Annotated in this window: 18 protein-coding genes, 1 tRNA gene and 2 pseudogenes; 13 read left to right on the plus strand and 8 right to left on the minus strand. The window is 70.9% G+C overall.

The genetic code is table 11. The features are described from left to right. Window positions 1–67 precede the first annotated feature (67 nt). The 8 genes from ACXKR8_RS27155 (at window position 68) to ACXKR8_RS27190 (ending at window position 8,703) form a co-directional block, all read left to right on the plus strand. Window positions 68–865, plus strand: coding sequence for a FadR/GntR family transcriptional regulator (locus ACXKR8_RS27155; RefSeq protein WP_458267202.1), 798 nt, complete (start codon window positions 68–70; stop codon window positions 863–865). 273 nt (window positions 866–1,138) lie between these two features. Continuing rightward, window positions 1,139–2,236, plus strand: a complete 1,098-nt coding sequence (locus ACXKR8_RS27160) for an enolase C-terminal domain-like protein (RefSeq protein WP_458267203.1) — start codon at window positions 1,139–1,141, stop codon at window positions 2,234–2,236. 83 nt (window positions 2,237–2,319) lie between these two features. Further along, entirely contained in the window at window positions 2,320–3,681 is a 1,362-nt protein-coding gene (locus ACXKR8_RS27165; RefSeq protein WP_458267204.1) for an ABC transporter substrate-binding protein, read from the plus strand. A 1-nt stretch (window position 3,682) separates the two neighbouring features. Continuing rightward, complete coding sequence (locus ACXKR8_RS27170; protein ID WP_458267205.1) at window positions 3,683–4,564, plus strand: carbohydrate ABC transporter permease; 882 nt, start codon at window positions 3,683–3,685, stop codon at window positions 4,562–4,564. 6 nt (window positions 4,565–4,570) lie between these two features. Beyond that, entirely contained in the window at window positions 4,571–5,455 is an 885-nt protein-coding gene (locus ACXKR8_RS27175; protein WP_458267206.1) for a carbohydrate ABC transporter permease, read from the plus strand. Between the two features lie 4 nt (window positions 5,456–5,459). Next, window positions 5,460–6,536, plus strand: a complete 1,077-nt coding sequence (locus tag ACXKR8_RS27180) for a FadR/GntR family transcriptional regulator (protein WP_462099873.1) — start codon at window positions 5,460–5,462, stop codon at window positions 6,534–6,536. Further along, window positions 6,533–7,684 (plus strand): thiamine pyrophosphate-dependent enzyme, encoded by a 1,152-nt coding sequence (locus ACXKR8_RS27185; protein ID WP_462100701.1) that lies wholly within the window; start codon window positions 6,533–6,535, stop codon window positions 7,682–7,684. Before ACXKR8_RS27180 ends, ACXKR8_RS27185 begins: the two co-directional genes overlap by 4 nt. Beyond that, window positions 7,681–8,703 (plus strand): transketolase-like TK C-terminal-containing protein, encoded by a 1,023-nt coding sequence (locus ACXKR8_RS27190; protein ID WP_462099874.1) that lies wholly within the window; start codon window positions 7,681–7,683, stop codon window positions 8,701–8,703. Before ACXKR8_RS27185 ends, ACXKR8_RS27190 begins: the two co-directional genes overlap by 4 nt. A 21-nt stretch (window positions 8,704–8,724) precedes the next feature. On the opposite strand, the gene soxR is transcribed toward ACXKR8_RS27190, so the two are convergent. Continuing rightward, window positions 8,725–9,198: a redox-sensitive transcriptional activator SoxR gene (gene soxR / locus ACXKR8_RS27195; RefSeq protein ID WP_458267209.1), complete on the minus strand. Its 474-nt coding sequence runs from the start codon at window positions 9,196–9,198 to the stop codon at window positions 8,725–8,727. 77 nt (window positions 9,199–9,275) lie between these two features. Here soxR and ACXKR8_RS27200 point away from each other — a divergent pair, with 77 nt between their 5' ends. Together ACXKR8_RS27200 and ACXKR8_RS27205 are read left to right on the plus strand one after the other, a co-directional pair. Beyond that, window positions 9,276–10,001 carry a transketolase gene (locus ACXKR8_RS27200; protein WP_458267210.1) on the plus strand — a complete coding sequence of 242 codons (726 nt, stop codon included), beginning with the start codon at window positions 9,276–9,278 and terminating at the stop codon, window positions 9,999–10,001. A 35-nt stretch (window positions 10,002–10,036) separates the two neighbouring features. Further along, a pseudogene (locus tag ACXKR8_RS27205) lies at window positions 10,037–10,971 on the plus strand (transketolase family protein). Window positions 10,972–11,080: 109 nt separating this feature from the next. Here the strand turns inward: ACXKR8_RS27205 and ACXKR8_RS27210 are convergent. After that, window positions 11,081–11,227, minus strand: a complete 147-nt coding sequence (locus ACXKR8_RS27210; protein ID WP_458267212.1) for an SRPBCC family protein — start codon at window positions 11,225–11,227, stop codon at window positions 11,081–11,083. A 180-nt stretch (window positions 11,228–11,407) separates the two neighbouring features. On the opposite strand from ACXKR8_RS27210, the gene ACXKR8_RS27215 reads away from it, so the two are divergent. After that, a complete protein-coding gene (locus tag ACXKR8_RS27215) occupies window positions 11,408–12,724 on the plus strand; it encodes an MFS transporter (protein WP_458275089.1) in 1,317 nt (438 codons plus the stop codon). Here ACXKR8_RS27215 and gltX read toward each other — a convergent pair. Further along, window positions 12,663–14,033: a glutamate--tRNA ligase gene (gene gltX / locus ACXKR8_RS27220; RefSeq protein ID WP_458275090.1), complete on the minus strand. Its 1,371-nt coding sequence runs from the start codon at window positions 14,031–14,033 to the stop codon at window positions 12,663–12,665. The genes ACXKR8_RS27215 and gltX overlap by 62 nt on opposite strands. A 182-nt stretch (window positions 14,034–14,215) precedes the next feature. On the opposite strand from gltX, the gene ACXKR8_RS27225 reads away from it, so the two are divergent. Further along, complete coding sequence (locus ACXKR8_RS27225; protein WP_458267213.1) at window positions 14,216–15,574, plus strand: SMI1/KNR4 family protein; 1,359 nt, start codon at window positions 14,216–14,218, stop codon at window positions 15,572–15,574. Here ACXKR8_RS27225 and ACXKR8_RS27230 read toward each other — a convergent pair. The 5 genes from ACXKR8_RS27230 to ACXKR8_RS27250 all read right to left on the minus strand — a co-directional run bounded on the left by ACXKR8_RS27230 (window position 15,510) and on the right by ACXKR8_RS27250 (window position 18,345). After that, entirely contained in the window at window positions 15,510–16,391 is an 882-nt protein-coding gene (locus ACXKR8_RS27230; RefSeq protein ID WP_458267214.1) for a nucleotidyltransferase, read from the minus strand. The genes ACXKR8_RS27225 and ACXKR8_RS27230 overlap by 65 nt on opposite strands. A gap of 139 nt (window positions 16,392–16,530) precedes the next feature. Continuing rightward, window positions 16,531–16,617, minus strand: a tRNA-Ser gene (locus tag ACXKR8_RS27235). A 33-nt stretch (window positions 16,618–16,650) separates the two neighbouring features. Continuing rightward, window positions 16,651–17,196 (minus strand): tRNA adenosine(34) deaminase TadA, encoded by a 546-nt coding sequence (gene tadA / locus ACXKR8_RS27240; protein ID WP_458267215.1) that lies wholly within the window; start codon window positions 17,194–17,196, stop codon window positions 16,651–16,653. A 206-nt stretch (window positions 17,197–17,402) separates the two neighbouring features. Next, on the minus strand, window positions 17,403–17,969 hold the full coding sequence (locus ACXKR8_RS27245) for a tRNA adenosine deaminase-associated protein (RefSeq protein ID WP_458267216.1): 567 nt from the start codon (window positions 17,967–17,969) through the stop codon (window positions 17,403–17,405). A gap of 190 nt (window positions 17,970–18,159) precedes the next feature. Beyond that, the gene (locus tag ACXKR8_RS27250) at window positions 18,160–18,345 is read right to left on the minus strand and encodes a hypothetical protein (protein ID WP_458267217.1); all 186 of its coding nucleotides are present in this window, start codon (window positions 18,343–18,345) and stop codon (window positions 18,160–18,162) included. Between the two features lie 145 nt (window positions 18,346–18,490). Here ACXKR8_RS27250 and upp point away from each other — a divergent pair. Continuing rightward, window positions 18,491–19,128, plus strand: a pseudogene (gene upp, locus ACXKR8_RS27255) (uracil phosphoribosyltransferase). The last annotated feature ends 66 nt before the right edge of the window (window positions 19,129–19,194 follow it).

A 19,194-nucleotide genomic window follows, 5' to 3' on the forward strand; every position in this document is an offset into this window, starting at 1 on the left:
GAAGCATCATATGAATATGAGCCGCTACCCTGGATCTGTAGACATATGGCAGCTGGGGAGCAGGACGATGGCGCAAGCAGCACGGGGTCGGATCTCCGAGGTCAAGGCTGCCTCGGGCGGCCCGCAGGGGCGGATGTCGGCCCGTGTGATCGAGAGCCTGGTGGACGAGGTGGTCTCCGGCGCGCTCGCCCAGGGCCAGACCCTGCCGATCGAGCCCGAGCTGTCCGCCCGCTACGGGGTGAGCCGGACCGTGCTGCGCGAGGCGGTCAAGGCGGTGGAGGCGATGGGCCTGCTCACCGTGCGCCAGGGCCAGGGCACCTCGGTCCGGCCGATCGAGGACTGGAACCTGCTCGACCCCGTGCTGCTCGCCGCCAGCGTCCGGCACGACGCCGAACTGTCGATACTGAGCGAACTGGTGGACGTCCGGGCCGCCCTGGAGGGCAAGATGGCGGCCAGGACCGCGCTGCGGGCGACCGACGAGACCCGGTCGCACCTGACCAGCCTGGTCGACATCCTGCACCGGACCACCGAGAGCCAGGACCTGTTCCTGATCACCGATGTCGCGTTCCACAAGGCGATCATGGTGGCCTCGGGCAACCGGCTGGCCCAGGCGGTGATCCGCAACCTGACCGACGAGGCGAACCGCAGCCCCCGCTACATCGGCGAGCCGACCGTCGAGGACCTGCTGGTGTCCAACGAGGGGCACGACGAGATCCTGGCCGCGATCCTCAAGGGCGACGCGGAACGGGCGAACACCGCCATGGCGCGGCACATCACCCTCTCCTGGGAGCGCCGCCGCCCGTCCGGGCTGGCCCGGGAGGCCCGGGAGAGCGGGCGCGGCGACGCCGGGCGCGCGGGTCGCTGACCCCGCCGGGCGGCCTTTGCGCAGCCGCTGAGCTGCTCTGAACGTTATTCGTCATATCAAGCTGGGAGCAGGGCAGACCGCCCTGCTCCCAGTGCTGTCGGCGACCCCTGGGAGCAGGCATCATAACCAGGCATTTAGCCCAAAACTAGGGCGCAGTGACGGCACGTCACGTCTTGATCTCTCCAGTAGTTAAGCCTCTTGCCAAGATACATGTGATGAATTAGGTTGGCCCAACTTCCAGCCAGTCCTTGCCCTCCCACGAAGGGTCATCGCGTGCGCATCACCCATGTCGAGACGTACAGCGTCTTCCAGCCGGGCGTCCGGCCACCGTTCCGCTGGCGCAAGGGGCTGACCGGCGGTGTGCCCGACGGACAGGTCGCGGTGATCCGGATCGGCACCGACGAGGGGGTCGAGGGCGTCGCGCTCGCCCCCCGCCCCGGGATGGGCCCGACCGTCACCGACCTCGTCGACCGGGTGCTGCGGGCCGAGTTGATCGGCCAGGACCCGTACCAGCGCGAGTACCTGTGGCGCCGGATGTGGGAGGTCGACCGGATCGAGGAACTCCCGCTGCCGGTGCTCGGCCTGGTCGACAACGCGCTCTGGGACCTCGCCGGCCGCGCCTCCGGGCTGCCGACCTGGCAGGTGCTCGGCGGCTTCCGGGAGAAGATCCCCGCCTACGCCTCGACGGCGACCTTCGACAGCATCGACGAGTACCTGGACGTGGCGACCCAGTGCCAGGAGCTGGGCTACCACGGGTTCAAGGTGCACGCCTGGGGCGACGTCCGCGCCGACGGCAAGCTCTGCGTGGCGCTGCGCGAGCACCTCGGCGACGACATGCCGCTGATGTATGACGGCTCGGCCGGCTTCGACCTCTCCGACGCGATCGCGCTCGGCCGGGTGCTCACCGACGCCAGGTTCCTCTGGTACGAGGAGCCGATGATCGAGTTCAATGTCACCGCCTACGGCCACCTGGCCCGCGCGGTCGGGGTTCCGCTGCTGGTCGCCGAGACCTCCGACGGCGCGCACATGAACTCGGCCGACTTCATCGCGGCCGGCGCCGCCACCTTCGGCGTACGGGCCAGCGCCCAGCTGCGCGGCGGCATCACCGGCTCCATGCGCACCGCCCACCTGGCCGACGCGTTCCGGGTCAGGGCCGAGGTGCACGGCTCGGAGATCCCGAGCCGACACCTCTCGATGGCCATCCCGAACACCACGATGTTCGAGTCGATGGTGCTCAGCACCGACGTCGCACCCAAGCGCGAGATCGACAAGCAGGGCTTTCTGCACGCACCCAGGGACCCGGGCATGGCACTGCCGCTCGGGCTCGACTACCCCGCCGTTCTCGCTCCCTACGTGGAGAGCGACCACTGATGCCTTCGACCGAGATGCCTTCCACAGAGATGCCTTCCACAGAGATGCCCTCCGTAGAGACAGAGACAGGGACAACGATGACCATGAGACGCTCCAGCACCTCCGGCCGCAGATCCTCCCGCCGCGCCGCGGCGGTCCTCTCCGCGGTCGCCGTCGGCGGCCTGCTGCTCGGCGGGTGTGCCAGCACCACCGGCCCGACCGGCAACGCCACGGCGGCGCCCTCGAAGTTCACCCCCGCCAAGCAGGACGCGTCCGCGCCGATCACGGTGTGGGTGGACGCCACCCGGCTGCCGATCGTGAAGGCCTATCAGAAGGCCAACCCGGACGTGAAGATGAAGATCGTCACCTACAGCGGCGACGACGACGGCTCGCTCGACCTGCAGACGAAGATCGAGCTCTACAACCGGGCCGGCAGCGGCTGGCCCGACGTGGTCTTCTCTCAGGTGCCGGACGACACCACCTGGGGGGTCAAGGCCGGGGTCGACTGGATCGCCCCGCTGGACACCCTGGTGCCCAAGGCCACCCTGGACGGCTTCGCCGAGAACTCGCTGGCCGTCTGCACCTTCGGCGGCAGCGCCTACTGCCTGCGCAACGATCTCGGGCAGAACGTGCTCTGGTACAACCAGAAGCTGATGAAACAGTTCGGCTACACCGTACCGACCACCTGGGAGGAGTACGAGGCCCTCGGCAAGAAGGTCAGCGCCGAACACCCCGGCTATGTGATCGGCAGCGTCGGCGACGGCTGGGCGCCCGAGGTCTACTTCTCGGCGAGCCAGTGCCCGATGAACAAGGTCACCGGCAACGCCCTGACCATCGACCCGACCAGTCCGAACTGCACCCGGATGGCCAGCCTGCTGGACACCTCGATCGCTGACAAGTCGATCGCCACCGCGGGCACCTTCGACAACAGCTTCGTCAAGGACACCTCCAAGAAGGTGCTGATGATGGCCGGGCCCTCCTGGTACGGCCAGGCCCTGTTCAACGACGCGTACAAGATCCCGGCCGGGCAGATGGCCGCCGCGCCGCCGCTCAAGTGGGCCGCCGACACCACCACCTACACCGGCGACGTCGGTGGCGGCATCTGGATGGTCTCCAAGCACTCGGCCAACCTCAAGGCGTCCGCCGCCCTGATCGTCGCGATGACCACCGCGGACGCCTACCAGCTGCAGGCGCCGACCTACCCGGCCTTCAAGACCGCGGCCACCAGCTGGCTGGCCGGGCAGAAGACCGAGGGCTACTTCGCCGACGACGTCGCCCCCGCGTTCACCCAGGCCGCCTCGCAGCTGTGGCCGGGCTGGTCCTCGGTCAGCTACAGCGCGGAGCAGGTCTGGTCCTCCGCCGTCGTCCCCGGGCTCACCGCGGGCAAGAGCATGACCTCGCTGATGACGCCCTGGGCCGCCGCGGTCAAGAACCAGGCCAAGTCCGTCGGATACACGGTGGGTTGAGATGACCAGAGGCAAGGATCAGGCCGGCAGCACGGGCTTCGGGGCGCTGCTGGTCAGCGGGTACACCGTGCTGCTGCTGCTCTTCGGGGTGGTGCCGACCGGCTACGCGATCTACCTGGCCCTGACCAACAACCGGGGGCAGCTGGTCGGCCTGGGCAACTTCATCCAGGTGGTGCACGACTTCCGCTTCGTCGGCGCGCTGGAGCACATCGGGCTCTACCTGGTGATCTGGCTGGTGGTGCTGGTGGTGGTGGTCATCGGCCTGGCCCTGATGCTGCACGGCCGCTATCCGCGCACCTCGGCCACCCTGCGGTTCCTGTTCTACGTCCCCGGGGCGCTGGCCGGCGCGGCCAGCGTGCTGGTCTGGATGTTCCTGCTGGACCCCACGGTCAGCCCGGTGGCCTGGTTCCTCAAGGCCGTCGGCGACCCGACGCTGGCCACCGTGGTCGCCCCCTCGCACCTGCCGGTCATCTTCTCGATCATCGCCTTCTGGAGCGGTGCGGGCGGCTGGATCGTCGTCATGTACGGCGCGCTCAACAACATCAGCGCCGACCTGCTGGAAGCGGCGCGGATCGACGGCGCCAACGTGTTCCACACGGCGATCCACATCCAGATCCCGCTGCTGAAGAAGTGGATCGCCTACATGCTGATCCTCGCCTTCGCGGCCGGCACCCAGATCTTCATCGAGCCCGAACTCACCGACATCGGCACCCGCGGGCTGATCGGCAACAGCTGGTCGCCGAACCAGCTGGCCTTCCAGTACGCCTTCCACACCAATGACTTCAACGACGCCGCCGCCATCTCGGTGTACCTGCTGATCATCGGCCTGGCCTGCGCGGCCCTGCTGGTGGCGCGCTCCGGCCTGTTCGACACGGAGGACTGAGGACTGATGAACTTCGCCCTCTACCGCAACGGGATCGCGCGCACGCTCTGGTTCATCGTCGCGGCCTGCTTCCTGCTGTTCTTCGTGCTGCCGCTGGCCTGGCTGGTGCTGGCCACCACCAAGACCGACAACCAGCTGATCCAGCTCAACCCGCTGGCCTTCGGCTCGCTGCACGACTTCGCCCGGTCCTGGCACAATGTCGCCGCCTACCAGGACGGCATCGTCTTCACGTGGCTCGGCAACTCGGCCCTCTACAGCTTCGCGGCCCTGGTCATCACGCTGGCCACGGCGATCCCGGCCGGCTACGGGCTGGCCCTCGGCCGGGTGCCGGGACGGCGGATCCTGCTCTCGCTCACCCTGGTGGTGATGATCATTCCACCGGCGGCGCTGACCCTGCCGCTCTTCCTGGAGATGAACGCGATCCATGAGATCGGGTCGGCCTGGTCGGTGATCCTGCCGTTCGCCTTCTTCCCGTTCGGCGTCTACCTCGCCTACATCTTCTTCTCGTCCAACCTCCCGCCCGACCTGCTGGCGGCGGCCCGGCTCGACGGCTGCTCGGAGTGGGGCGTGCTCTGGCACATCGCCCTGCCGCTGGCCAAGCCGATCGTCGCGCTGATCAGCTTCTTCTCCTTCGTCGGCAACTGGACCAACTACTTCCTGCCGCTGGTGATGCTGCCCAACGACGGCTCGCTGCCGATCCAGGTCGGCCTCAACCAACTGCTCTCCTCGACACCCGCGTTCAACCCGGTGGCCGGCAGCGGCCAGATCGACTTCAACCGGCCGGAACTGGCGCTGACCACCCTGATCGCGGTGGCGCCGGTACTGATCGTCTTCCTGTTCTCCCAGCGTGCGCTGGTGTCGGGAATGCTGTCCGGCGCCTCCAAGGAGTGACCCGATGACCGACACCGCCCCGGACGGCGGGTCCGCCCCGTACCCGTCGGTGGACCTCCGCGGCAGTTGGCCGCGACGGCCGGCGCGGCTGTCCCAGCCGGTCACCGCGGCGATGGTGGACCGCATCGTCTCGGCCGAGTTCCCCGAAGGCTCGCAGTTCCCCATCGAGGCCGAGCTGTGCGAACTGTTCGCGGTCAGCAAGACCGTGATCCGCGAGGCGGTCAAGGCCCTGGAGGGGATGCGGCTGCTCACCGCGCAGCGCGGCCGGGGCACCATCGTCCGGCCGATCGTGGAATGGGACCTGCTGAACCCGCTGGTCCTGGCCGCGACCGTGGCCCACGACCCGGAGCGGTCGATCCTCGACGAGGCGGTCGACATCCGGGTGGCGCTGGAGGGCCGGATGGCCGGCCAGGCCGCGCGGCGGGCCACCCCGGACCAGACCGCCCAGCTGGGCGGTCTGCTCGACGCGCTGCACACCGCCACCGGCGACGTCGACCTGTTCCTCACCGCCGACCTGGCGTTCCACGACGCGATCATGACCGCCTCGGGAAACCGGCTGGCCACCGCCGTCGTGCACACGATCGAGAAGGAGGCATCCCGTAGTCTGCGATACATGGGCGCGCCGGGGCCGGACGACCTGACCGAGTCCAACCGCGGCCACGACGCGATCCACGACGCGATCGTCCGTGGCGACACGGCGGCCGCGGTCGAGGCGATGGCCAGCACATCCACGACTCCTGGCTGCGCCGGCGTCCGCACCGGGCCACCGGCGCCGTCGTCCCCGGGCCACGCACGCCGTCCTGACCGGGGACGGGACCGCCGGGTCCGGCCTGTTGTCGACCTCGGCCCGTGCCCACCCATCCACCCACCCAGCCACTCAGAGAGGGCCGCCGCCATGACCACCGCGCCCGCCACCCCGGGACCGATCCCGGATTGTCCGCGCTGCTCCGTTCGGTGGAGCAGCGGGTGCTGTGGCTGTCGACCGCGATGGTCGACCACGCCAACCATGTGCGCCCCAATCCGTCCGGCATCAAGGTCGGCGGCCACCAGGCCTCCAGCGCGTCCATGGTGTCGATCATGACCTCGCTGTGGTTCGAACACCTGCGCCCCGAGGACCGGGTCTCGGTCAAACCGCACGCCTCGCCGGTCCTGCACGCCATCAACTACCTGCTCGGCAGCCTGGACGCGCGATACCTCACCACCCTGCGTGAGTTCGGCGGGCTGCAGAGCTACCCCAGCCGCTCCAAGGACCCCGACCCGGTCGACTACTCCACCGGCTCGGTCGGCATCGGCGCCACCGCACCGATCTGGGGCGCGCTGGCCCGTCGTTATGTCGACTCGCACTTCGGCGGGGCCGGGACCGGACGGCAGTACTCGCTGGTCGGCGACGCCGAGCTGGACGAGGGCGCGTGCTGGGAGGCGATCCTCGACCCGATGGTGGCCGGACTCGGCGAGGTGGTGTGGATCGTCGACGCCAACCGCCAGTCCCTGGACCGGGTGGTGCCGGACATCGGCGTCAGCCGGCAGATCGCCATGTTCGAGGCGGCAGGCTGGCAGGTGCTCACCGCGAAGTACGGCCGACGGCTCACCGAGGTCTTCGCCCGCCCCGGCGGCGAGGCGCTGCGCGAGCGGATCGACACCATGACCAACCCCGAGTTCCAGCGGCTGCTCCGGCACACCGCCGCCGAGGTCCGCGACCGGCTGCCGGGCGGCTCCGCGCCGGGCGGCTCTCCGCAGGGCGGCTCCCCGCGGGCCGACGAGATCCGGGCGCTGCTGGCGGAGTTGGACGACGACGCGCTGATGGCCGCGCTCCGCAACCTGGCCGGCCACGACCTGGACGCGCTGCGCGACACCTTCGCGGCGATCGACGACACCCGGCCCACGGTGATCTTCGCCTACACCCTGAAGGGCTACGGCCTGGCCATGGAGGGGCACCCGCAGAACCACTCCGCGCTGCTGAACGAGGCCCAGCTGGCCCGGCTGCGGGAGCGCGTCGGCGTGGACGCCGCCGAGCCGTGGGCCCGGTTCGCGCCGGGGACGGCCGAGGACCGGCTGTGCGCCGAGGTGGCCGCCCGGCTGCGTCGCCCGGACCTGCCGAAGCCGTCCGACCTGCCGGTTCCCACCGACCTCGGCCGTACCCCGGCCGGCACCGGCACCACCCAGGCCGCGCTCGGCCGGGCCTGCTGGACATCAACCGGGCCGCACCGGCCGTCGGCTCCCGCATCGTGACCGTCAGCCCCGACGTCAGCTCCAGCACCAACCTGGCCGGCTGGGTGAACAAGGTGGGCGTCTGGGCCGCCGTCGAGCGCAAGGACTGGTTCGCCGACGACGCCGACACCATGCTGCACTGGCGCGAGACGCCGGAGGGACAGCACGTCGAACTGGGCATCGCCGAGGTCAACCTGGTCGGCGCGCTCGGTGAGCTGGGATCGACCTGGAGCCGGTGGGGACAGCCGCTGCTGCCGATCGGGGTGCTCTACGACCCGTTCGTCGAACGCGCCCTGGAGCCGTGGTCGTTCGGCATCTACGCCGGCGGCCGGTCGATCCTGGTCGGCACACCGTCCGGGGTGACCCTCGCCCCCGAGGGCGGGGCGCACCAGTCGATCAAGACCCCGTCGATCACCCTCGAACAGCCGGGCTGCGTCTCCTATGAACCCGCCTTCGCGATCGAGGTCGAGTGGACCCTGCTGGCCGCGCTCGCCGAACTCAGCCGACCGGACGGCTCGTCGGCGTACCTGCGGCTGTCGACCCGTCCGGTGGACCAGTCGCTGGCCGGCGTACCGGCCGACCCGGCCGCGCGGGAGCGGCGCCGGGCCCAGGTCGTGGCCGGCGCGTACCGGCTGCGCCGGCACCCGTCGGCGGTGGTGACCATCGCCGCGATGGGCGCGCTGGTGCCCGAGGCGCTGGCCGCGGCGCAGCGCCTGGACGCGCTGGGCTTCGGCTGCGACGTGCTCTGCGTGACCAGCCCCGACCTGCTGTTCCGTGCGGTGCAGGCCCGGCGCGGGATCGGTGACGCGAGCGACTGGATCCTGGACAGCGCGTTCCCGGCGGAACGCGCCACCCCGCTGGTGACCGTGCTGGACGGGCACCCGCACACGCTGGGGTTCCTGGCCGGCATCCACCGGATGCCCGCCACCCATCTGGGCGTCACCGCGTTCGGCCAGTCCGGCGACGTGGACAGCGTCTACCGCTACCACGGCATCGACGCCGACTCGATCACCAAGGTCGCGCTGGACCTGGTCGACTGAGCCTCGGCATTTGGCCAGAGGTCAGCGACTGCGCGGGTCGGGGGGCTCGTCGCCGAGGAGGTAGCGCGCGCCGACCCCGTGTTCGGCGGCGGTGTCGTCCGGGTTGTAGAGGGCGCAGGTGCGCAGCGACAGGCAGCCGCAGCCGATGCAGCCGCCGAGCTTGCGGCGCAGCCGCTGCAACTCGGCGATCTGCCCGTCGATGCGGTGCTGCCAGGTGCGGGCGACCGGGGCCCACTCGGTCGCGGTCGGGGCGTGGCCCTCGGGGAGCGGGGCGAGCGCGCGGGCCACCTCGTCCAGCGAGAGCCCGACCACCTGGGCCGCCCGGACGAAGGCCACCCGCCGCAACTCGGCCCGGGGGTAGCGGCGTTGGCCGCCGGCGGTGCGCTCGGCGTGGATCAGCCCGAGCTCCTCGTAGTAGCGCAGGGCGGAGGTGGCCAGACCGCTGCGGGCGGCGAGCTCGCCGATGGTCAGGTAGTCGGACAGCGGGGCCGTCACTGGTCGGGTACTCGCTTTCGTGGATCTTCCCGGGGAAGGCTTGACTTCAAGTCCGCTTGAAGTTGCAGCCTAGTCCTATGACGCTGACCAGGGAAAAAATCCAGGAAACGACAAGCACCAAGCCGCAGGCGGGCTGGGCGGACCTGCCCCGGCTGGTCGCCCTGATGACCGGGGCCGAGAAGCACGGCCCGGCCGCCAACTCCACGCTCGACGCGCTGTGGGTGCTCTACGACCGGGTGCTGCGGGTCACCCCCGACACCGCCGAGGATCCGGAACGGGACAGGTTCCTGCTGTCCAAGGGGCATGGCCCGATGTCCTACTACGCCGTGCTGGCGGCCAAGGGCTTCCTGCCGGCGGAGTTGCTGCCCGGCTTCGGTTCGTACGACTCGCCGCTCGGCCACCACCCGGACCGGACGCTGCTGCCGGGGGTGGAGATCGGCAGCGGCTCGCTGGGACACGGTCTGCCGCTGGCCGTCGGCACAGCCCTCGGCCTGCGCGCCCAGGGGCTGCTGGACCCCGCGGTCTGGGTGCTGATCGGGGACGCCGAATTGGACGAGGGCAGCAACCACGAGGCCCTGGCCTTCGCCGGCGCGGCCGGGCTGGACCGGCTGCACCTGGTCGTGATCGACAACCAGTCCGCCACCCACGGCTGGCAGGGCGGCATCGCCTCCCGGTTCCGTGCCGCGGGCTGGTCCACCCGCACCGTGGACGGACGCGACCACGAGGCGCTGTACGCCGCGTACACCGCGCCGCACCCGGGACGGCCGCACGCGGTCGTCGCCGTGGTCGAACCCAAGCACTGAAAACCCACCTCACGCCCACGCCAGGAGCAACTGCCATGCGCGCACAGTTCATTGAGACCGCCACCGCCCTGCTGGACGAGGACCCCCGGCTGGCCGTCGTCATCGCCGACATCTCCGCGGACGGCTTCGCCGACGCCGCGCGGGCCCATCCGGACCGCGTGGTCAACGTCGGCATCCGGGAGCAACTGCTGATCGGCGCGGCCGGTGGCATGGCGCTCACCGGGCTGCGGCCGATCGTCCACACCTTCGGCGCGTTCCTGGTCGAACGCCCCTTTGAGCAGGTCAAGTTGGACCTCGGCCACCAGGGCGTCGGCGCCGTCCTGGTCAGCGCCCTGGGCTCGTACGACTGGCCGGCCGGGGGAGTCACCCATATGTCCCCGGCGACGTGTCGCTGCTGGACACCCTGCACGGCTGGACCGTCCACGTCCCCGGCCACCCCGACGAGGCCGAACTGCTGCTGCGCGACGCCACCGCGGCCGACGGCCTGGTCTACCTCCGACTGTCGGAGCAGCACAACGCCGTGGCACGGCCGGTGCGCGCCGGACACTTCCTGACGGTGCGTGAGGGCGGCTCGGACGGGCCGGTGATGATCGCGGTCGGACCGGTGCTGGACGCCGCCCTCGCCGCCGCGGAGGACAGCGACGCCACCGTGCTCTACGCCACCACCGTGCGCCCCTTCGACTCCGTCGCGCTGCGGGCCGCGCTGGAGGGTCACGACCGGGCGGACGTCGTCCTGGTCGAGCCCTACCTCGCCGGGACGTCGGTCCGATTTGTCGCCGAGGCGCTCGCGGACCGGCCGCACCGGGTCCTCGGCCTGGGCGTGGCACGCGAGGAACTGCGCCGCTACGGCACGATGGCCGAACACATCACCGCCCACGGCCTCGACCCCGCGTCCCTGCGCGAACGGATCAGCCGCTGGAGCCACCCGCTGGGCGGGAATCCCGCTCCGCGGCCTCGGCAAGACGCTTGATCGTCGCCAGCCGCCGATCCCAGTCGGACGCGAGGGCTGCCATCCACCGCGCCGTCGTGTCCAGCGGGGCGGGCCGCACCGCGTACCGCACCTCGCGTCCGACCCTCCGTCACACGGACGCCTGCTCGACGCGCGCCTTGAGCGCGTCGAGCTCCAGCGGCCGGCCGCCGCTGTTGTCCTCGAACGCCTGACCGCGCAGCTCCGAGGATCCCGCCAGCGCCGCGAACCCGCTCTCCACGGCCACGGTGCCGGGCAAGCTCGCCTTGTCAACGCATAGGAGCAGAACCGACGACGATTGACCCTCCCGACCGTTCGGGATTTATCGACTCCTCCAAGTTCGTCCACACTCTGAGATCGTCGGGATCGACGGCGATCTGGTGGAGCCGGCCCCGCTACGGTCGTCGAAATGACTGACAGCGGAGACCATATGGCCGTCATGGCGGGCCCTCGAACGGTGACGCAGATAGCGGGTTTCGCGCTTCCGGTGATCTCGTTCGCGGCGCGCCTGCCTGCCGCGATATGCCCCATTGCCACCCTGCTGATGGAGACTGAGCTCAACAGCATCGGCACCGCGGCCATCGCCGCCGGCGCGCTGTGGACGGGACAGGCCATAGGCGGGCCGTTCCTCGGGCGCTATGCCGACCGTCGCGGCCATCGTCCGGTCATTCTGACGGCCTCGCTCGCGAACGCCGCGGCCATTGCCGTGTTCGTGGTGGCGGCGCTGACGGCAATGCCGCTCATCGTGCAATCCGCGCTCGCCGCTGCCGTCGGCCTCACCGTGCCGCAGATCGGTCCGCTCTCCCGCACGCGATGGGTTGTCCTGACGGAACCCGCGGACGGCAGAGACCCCGCCGCCGCACGGGAGTTGACCCACCGCGCACTCTCCTTCGACACTGCTGTCGATGAAGTGAGCTTCATGGCAGGACCGGCCCTCGCAGGCCTGATGGTGATGCTGATTCACCCTGCGGCAGGGCTCATCCTGGCCGGGCTGCTCATCGCGGTGTTCGGCACCCTCTTCGCCCTCCACCCCACGGCGCCACCAGGGACGCCCGCCCACGCCGCCTCCCGTGCACCGTTGCTGAACCCCGTACTGGTGGCGCTCTGCGCCGTGGCCCTGCTCCAGGGAATGCTCTGGGGCAGCGCCAACGCCGGCACCAGCGCGCTCTCCGAGCACCTCGGCAGCACCGGAATGGCCGGGGTCGTCTGGGGAGCCATGGCCGTGACCAGCTCACTCGCCGGTCTGCTGATCACGATGTGCCCCAGCGCCCTGGAGCCGACCCGCCAACTGCGCCTCGCCATCGCCGCGCAGGCGGTCCTGCTGCTTCCGCTCCTCTTCGTCGGCAGCTTCCTCGGCGTCACCGTCACCCTCGCAGGCATCGGACTCGCCGTGGCCCCGCACCTCATCGCGTTGTTCACCCTCGCCGAACACGCCGCCCCGCTGGAGCGGATGGGTGAGGCCATGGCTCTGCTCGGCAGCGGCCTCATCATCGGCCAGGGGATGTCCGCGCTGGCCGCCGGACAACTGGCCCAGCATTCCGGTTACCACGGTGCCTACCTGCTGACCTGTGTCTCCGGAGCCGGCGCGCTGGCCGTGGCCTGCGTCTGGGTGCGCCCCATGGCCATGGGCCTGGATCAGGTCATGGGCCTGGACCGTCGCGCAGGCAGTGACGCAGCCACGCCGGCGCTCGACGTCACCGCAGCCCCAGGCGTCCCAGCGCCGAGTCGATCCGGGCCAGGACCCGCTCGCGGCTGAGCGCCTCAAGGGACTCGAACAACGGCAGGCCCACCGTGCGGCCGGTGGTCGCCACCCGGATCGGAGCCTGGGCCTTGCCCAGCTTCAGGCCGTGCTTCTCGCTGACCGCCTCCAGGACGGCCTTCAGCTCGTCCGCCCGCCAGTCGGCCGCGTCGGCCAGCCCCACCCGGGCGTCGCGCAGAATGTCGGCCGCACCGGCCTTCATCGCCTTCGCCCACGCGGCCTCGTCGTTCACCGGCTCATCCAGGAACAGGAAGTCGACATAGGCGGTGATCTCCGACAGGACCGTGATCCTGGTCTGCGCGAGCGGCGCGACCGTGTCGAACAGCGCCTGGTCGAACGCCTCCGGCGACCAGGCGGCGTACGGGGCCTCCAGCCACGGCGCGCAGGCGGCGGCGAAGTCTGCCGGAGCCAGGGCACGGATGTACTCGCCGTTGAACGCGGCCAGCTTCTTCACGTCGAAGAACGCCGAGGAGCCGTTGACGTCCTTGATGTCGAACAGCTGCTCAAGCTCCGGGTAGGGGCGGATCTCGCGGTCCTCGCCCGGGCCCCAGCCCAGCAGCATCAGGTAGTTGACCATCGCTTCGGGCAGATAGCCCTCGGCGAGGTAGTCCTCCAGCGCGACCTTGTCGCGGCGCTTGGACAGCTTCTGCCGCTTCTCGTTCACGATCACCGGCAGGTGTGCCCACGCCGGCGGCGTCGCGCCCAGCGCCTCCCACAGCAACTGCTGCTTCGGCGTGTTCGACAGGTGCTCCTCGCCCCGGATCACCTGGGTGATGCCCTCGTCCAGGTCGTCGACGACATTGGCGATCAGGAACACCGGCGAACCGTCGCCGCGCGCGATCACAAAGTCCTCGATCGCCGCATTCGGGAACGCCGGCTCACCGCGGACCAGGTCCACCACCACGGTCGTGCCCTCGTCCGGGGTGCGGAACCGCAGCGCCCGCCCCGCCTGGTACGCCAGCCCCCGGTCACGGCAGAAGCTGTCGTAGCCGAGTTGCGCGGAACCGGTGCGCTCGGCGACCTGCTCGCGGGTGCAGTCGCAGTAGTAGGCGCGGTCGGCGGCCAGCAGCTGCAGCCCGGCCTCCTTGTGGCGCCCGGCGTTCTGCGACTGGAAGTACGGGCCCTCGAACGCCGGGTCGGAGTCGTTGATGCCGATGGAGGCGAGCGCGTTGACGATGCCGTCGATCCACTCCGGCTGGTTGCGCGCGGCGTCGGTGTCCTCGATCCGCAGCACGAAGGTGCCGCCGGCCTGTCGCGCCACCGCCCAGTTGTAGAGCGCCGAGCGGGCCCCGCCGACATGGAACATGCCGGTCGGAGAGGGGGCGAATCGAACACGAACCGGGGCAGCAGACATAGGGAGAATCCTAGCCGCGGGACCGGAGACCCGGTGCGACCGCTCGCTCCACCAGCCCTGACACCGGGCCCAGATGTCGTACCCCTGTGATGGGGTGGAGACCGACGGCCGGGGCGAGAGACAGGGTGGGGCGGATGGACCGCGCGGAGTGGCGGACGTTTCTGGAGCAGTGGAGCGCGGAGTGGATAGCCGGGCACGACCCGGATTCGGACCCGCCCCTGGACCAGGACGTCGTACGGGACGTCTGGCTGGGCCACGGACCGGCGAGCGAGGCCGAGGTCGCCGCGGCCGAGGCCCGGCTGGGCCGCCGACTGCCGCCCTCGCTCCGGGAGTTCATGCTCGTCAGCAACGGCTGGCGGGACGCCGGCAACTTCATCTACCAACTGGCCGGCACCACGGAACTGGACTGGCTCAGGAACACCGACGACCGCCACTGGATCGAGATCTGGGAGGACCTCGCCGAGGACGAAGCGGACGAGGCCGACCCCGCCGACGAGGACGAGGTCGACCCCGCCGTCCACGAAGCCAAGGTCCTCGCCCGCTCCCTGCGCCTGTCCCTCGACGGCGACGCCGCGGTCATGCTGCTCGATCCCGACGACGTGGACGAGGACGGCGAGTGGGCGGGCTACTGGCTCGCCTCCTGGTCCGACAGCGGGCCGGAGCGCCACAGCTCCTTCTTCGACCTGATGCACCGGCAGTGGGTGTCCTTCCACGCCCTGCGCAAGCCGCCGGGCGCCACCCGGGACCACTGGGACGCGGAGGTCGAGCGCGCCCGCCACCAGGCGCTGGCGGGCGAAGTCGACGCGTCCTTGGGGGTGTTCGCCCAGGCCCACGCGTTCGGACGGGAGCGGGCGGATGTGCTGAGCCTGCAGCTGAAGGTGCTGCTGGGTGATTGGCGCGGGCACGTCGCCGACATGCTGTGGTACCGCCCGGCGAAGGACGGCCTGCTCCTCAGCCCGCTGTTCGCCGCCGAGCTGCTCCCGCTGCTGATCCGGCATGACCAGCTCGCGGCCCCCCACGACCTGCGGCCGCTGCCCCGGCTCAAGGAGCTCGCCCCCGAGCCGGTGCGGGCGCTCATCGCCGACTACGAGGAGCGGGCGGCCGCACCGGACTTCCGGCTGAGCTTCGGCGCACCCGAGTTCGACGCGGCCGTGCACGCGGTCGCCGACCGTCTTGCCGCCCATCCGGCCTTCCAGGCCCCCGAGAGAGCGGCCGCAGGCACCGCCGTGATCGTGGCCACCGCCCGCGCACAGTACGGGAACCCACCATCCGCCCACGGCCCGTCGCCCGACCCTGCCGCGGTCCGCGCGTCACTCTGCGACGACGCCTGGCCCGACCTGCTGGCCGCACTGCGCCTGTGGCGCCCGGTCGACGAGGACCACATCGCCCCGGTCTCGCTGCTGGCCGACCCGGTACTGGCCCAGCTGATCACCCCTGACCGGGGCCGCCAGATCCTGACCATACCCCGCGCTCCAACCCCCAGCAGCTTGTAGGACGGGCCCTCATGTCCGCGGTGTCTTTCTCTCCATGGACGGCGGTGTACTCGGCTGCCAGCCACGGGCCGAGGTCGTCGATGAGCACGCTGAGCACCGCGGAGTCCGCGGTCGGCGTGCGTGCGGTGGTCGCGGCCAGGTGCATCTGCGCGGCGCGCTGGGGGTAGTAGCGGCCGAAAGCCTCGGCGGATTCTGCGAGATCGCTGGTCCAGCCACCCCAGCGGGGCATGACCAGGGTGAAGCCGGTCCGCACGATGCGACGGGCGACCGCGCGGCTGAGTGTGCTGCGCCCGGCATCCGTGCTGGCAGCCGCTTCCTGCTTGCGCCAGTGCGGGAGGGCCAGATCCAGGTCGCCGTTGGTCTCGCGGGCGAGCAGGGGAGTGGGGCGGTAGCGGGGCAGCTCGTCGGCGAGGTCGTCGCCGAGCAGCGGGGTGCACAGGCAGGCGACGAACCAGCCGAGGTCATGGCGTTCGAGGTCGCTCAGCAGCGTGCGGGTGCTGAACAGGAGGATGCCGACGCCGTTGACCTGCTCAAAGGCGGAGTCGAGCGCCGCTTCGAGTACGTCGGCGTCGGCGCGGTCGGCGCCGGTGGGCTCGCCGTGCAGAGCGAGCAAGACGTCGAGGTCGGAGACCGCAGGAATCGCCGTGCCGCGCGGGACGCTGCCGTAGAGGTAGGCGCTGTGCAGCCGACTGCTGTCGAAGACCCGGGCGATCCGCTCGCGAGCGGCGTCAACCACAGGCACGAACCCCTCCGGCACCTGGCCCAGGGCCCCCTCCCGAGCGATGAATCCGTCCTCGTCCAGCCCTTTTGCGCCCATAAAGGCACTCTGCCCTGCTCCCCGCCCGTGGGCGAACGAATATCAGCCGAATGCCGGAGCCTGTGGGGCACGCCGCCGGAAAGTGAACGCGTGAGGCCCCGACCATCGCTGGTCGGGGCCTCACGTTTCCTGCTCAGAGCGGTAGCGGTGGGATTCGAACCCACGGTGAAGTTGCCCCCACACACGCTTTCGAGGCGTGCTCCTTTGGCCGCTCGGACACGCTACCGTGGGACAGCTTACCGGACGTGGGGGTGTGCTCCTAAACGGATTCCTCGGCCGGTCCCGCGGCGCGGCGGTCGTTGAAGAAGGCGGTCAGGGCGGTGGCGCAGTCCTCGGCGAGGACGCCGGGGACGACCTCGGGGCGGTGGTTCAGGCGGCGGTCGCGGATCACGTCCCAGAGGGACCCGGCCGCGCCGGCCTTGTCGTCCAGGGCTCCGTAGACGACGCGGGCCAGGCGGGCCAGGACGATGGCGCCCGCGCACATGGTGCAGGGCTCGAGGGTGACCACCAGGGTGCAGCCGGTGAGGCGCCATTCGCCGACCGCGCGGGCGGCCTCGCGGATGGCGAGGACCTCGGCGTGGGCGGTGGGGTCGCCGACCGCTTCGCGTTCGTTGTGGCCGCGGCCGAGGATTTCTCCGGCGGGGCTGAGGACGATCGCGCCGACCGGGACGTCGCCGGTGGGGAGGGCGAGGGCGGCTTCCGCCAGGGCGAGGCGCATGCGGGGGGCCCAGGGGTCGCGGAGCGGGTCGGTCCGTGGGCCCGTATGGGGGCCCGGGAGGGGGGTGGTGTGCGGGGCGCGCTGCATGGCATCAGTCTGGGGTACGGGCCGCCGGTCTGGTTGGTGGCCTGGTTTCGGGCCCGGGCCCGGGCTGCGCGGGTCGGCCTCGGGGCAGGGCTGCGCGTGTCGGCTTCGGCCGAGGTCGGGCCAAAGCGAGGCGGGGCGGCCGCTCGGAGGAGTTCCGAGTGGCCGCCCCGCCGCGACTGGTCCGGATGGCGTGCGGTGGTGGGCGGTTAGCGGACGGCTTCCAGGACGTCGCCGCAGCCCAGGGCGTCGGCGATCTCGGTGAGGGCGTCGCCGGGGATGGAGCCCTCGACGCTCATGTCCATCAGCTCCTTGGCGCCGACGCCGAAGTCGATCAGCAGCCCGGCGTCGCCCAGGGGGCCGTTCGGGAGGCCGTCGGGGTCGACCACGACCTCGTCGTCCTCCTCGTCCGGGTCGGACTCCGCCGACACGGTGTCATCGTCGTCGTCCTCGTCCAGTGCCACGACGAGGTCGTCCAGGTCGTCCCCCGCGCCGCGGCCGACGAGTTCGTCGGTGAGGACGATCTCGCCGTAGGCGCTGCGGGACGCGGCGGAGGCGTCGGAGACGAAGATCCTCGGGTCCTCCTCGCCGTCCACGCGAACCACGGCGAACCAGGAGTCCTCCTGCTCGATGAAGACCAGGACGGTCTCCTCGTCCTCCGCGGCCTCGCGCGCCAGGTCAGCAAGGTCAGCGAGGGTTTCGACGTCATCAAGCTCGGTCTCGCTCACGTCCCACCCGTCCTCGGTGCGAGCGAGCAATGCAGCGAAGTACGCCACCAGCGACTCTCCCAGGTCTTGGCCACAGGACCGGGCTCCTGAGCGGGCCCGGAATCCAGGGGTCCATGCGAACGCCCCATCGGCATCGTGACAGAAAGCAGGCCGCTCCGGGGAGTGTTCCGCCCTGCGTCTTCGCTGGTCGTGTCGCAAAAGGGGGGTGGCGGCGTGGTGAAAGGGTGCAGACGGGGCATCAGATGCGGAAGGTGCGCATTCTCAGGACCTGCCGCATGCGTTCGTTCTTGGTCCGCCGGGGGTGGACCCTGGCCTGCAGTTCCTTGGCCTCGTCGAGTTCGCGGAGGAACGCCGCGCGGCGGCGGCGGCGCTCGGCCGCGGTCTCTGGTCTGGCCTCTGTGCTGTCGTTCGGCTGTTCGGACATGCCTGTCTGCCCCTCGGGTCTCGGGGTGCTCGTGCTCCTTCACCTTCCCACTGAACGCACGATCACACAGATTTAACATGTCCCTGCCAAAACGACGCGGATCTGCGACGTCGTGCGGGTGCCCGCCCTCGGATAATGTCGCGGTATGCGGATTCATGTCCTGGACCACCCCCTGGTGGCGCACAAACTCACCACGCTGCGCGACGAGCGCACCGATTCGCCGACCTTCCGCCGCCTCGCGGACGAACTGGTGACCCTGCTGGCGTACGAGGCCACCCGGGACGTCCGGACCGAGTCGGTGGAGATCACCACCCCGGTCGCGGTCACCACCGGCACCCGGCTGAGCTACCCCCGCCGCTGGTCGTCCCGATCCTGCGGGCCGGGCTCGGCATGCTGGACGGGATGACCCGGCTGCTGCCGACCGCCGAGGTCGGCTTCCTCGGCATGGTCCGCAACGAGGAGACGCTGGAGGCGTCGACCTACGCCACCCGGATGCCGGACGACCTGTCCGGCCGCCAGGTGTACGTGCTGGACCCGATGCTGGCGACCGGCGGCACGCTGGTCGCCGCTATCCGGCTGCTGATCGGGCGTGGCGCCGACGATGTGACGGCGATCTGCCTGCTGGTGGCACCGGAGGGGCTGGCGGTGCTGGAGAAGGAACTCGCCGGGCTGCCGGTGACCGTGGTGACCGCAGCCGTCGACGACCACCTCAATGAGCAGGGCTACATCGTCCCGGGCCTCGGCGACGCGGGCGACCGGCTGTACGGCACCGCGGGGGACTGACCCGGCGGAGCCTCGGCTGGTGGCTGGTGGCTGGTGGCTGGTGGCTGGTGGCCGGACGGCCCGGGC

The organism is Streptacidiphilus sp. PAMC 29251, from assembly GCF_054208735.2.

Bases quoted from the DNA above. Each gene is read 5' to 3' on its own strand.
- ACXKR8_RS27155 (WP_458267202.1), top strand. From the start codon at position 68: ATGGCGCAAGCAGCACGGGGTCGGATCTCCGAGGTCAAGGCTGCCTCG.
- ACXKR8_RS27165 (WP_458267204.1), top strand. From the start codon at position 2,320: ATGAGACGCTCCAGCACCTCCGGCCGCAGATCCTCCCGCCGCGCCGCG.
- ACXKR8_RS27170 (WP_458267205.1), top strand. From the start codon at position 3,683: ATGACCAGAGGCAAGGATCAGGCCGGCAGCACGGGCTTCGGGGCGCTG.
- ACXKR8_RS27175 (WP_458267206.1), top strand. From the start codon at position 4,571: ATGAACTTCGCCCTCTACCGCAACGGGATCGCGCGCACGCTCTGGTTC.
- ACXKR8_RS27180 (WP_462099873.1), top strand. From the start codon at position 5,460: ATGACCGACACCGCCCCGGACGGCGGGTCCGCCCCGTACCCGTCGGTG.
- ACXKR8_RS27185 (WP_462100701.1), top strand. From the start codon at position 6,533: ATGACCTCGCTGTGGTTCGAACACCTGCGCCCCGAGGACCGGGTCTCG.
- ACXKR8_RS27200 (WP_458267210.1), top strand. From the start codon at position 9,276: ATGACGCTGACCAGGGAAAAAATCCAGGAAACGACAAGCACCAAGCCG.
- ACXKR8_RS27215 (WP_458275089.1), top strand. From the start codon at position 11,408: ATGGCGGGCCCTCGAACGGTGACGCAGATAGCGGGTTTCGCGCTTCCG.
- gltX (WP_458275090.1), bottom strand. From the start codon at position 14,033: ATGTTCCATGTCGGCGGGGCCCGCTCGGCGCTCTACAACTGGGCGGTG.
- ACXKR8_RS27225 (WP_458267213.1), top strand. From the start codon at position 14,216: ATGGACCGCGCGGAGTGGCGGACGTTTCTGGAGCAGTGGAGCGCGGAG.
- ACXKR8_RS27230 (WP_458267214.1), bottom strand. From the start codon at position 16,391: ATGGGCGCAAAAGGGCTGGACGAGGACGGATTCATCGCTCGGGAGGGG.
- tadA (WP_458267215.1), bottom strand. From the start codon at position 17,196: ATGCAGCGCGCCCCGCACACCACCCCCCTCCCGGGCCCCCATACGGGC.
- ACXKR8_RS27250 (WP_458267217.1), bottom strand. From the start codon at position 18,345: ATGTCCGAACAGCCGAACGACAGCACAGAGGCCAGACCAGAGACCGCG.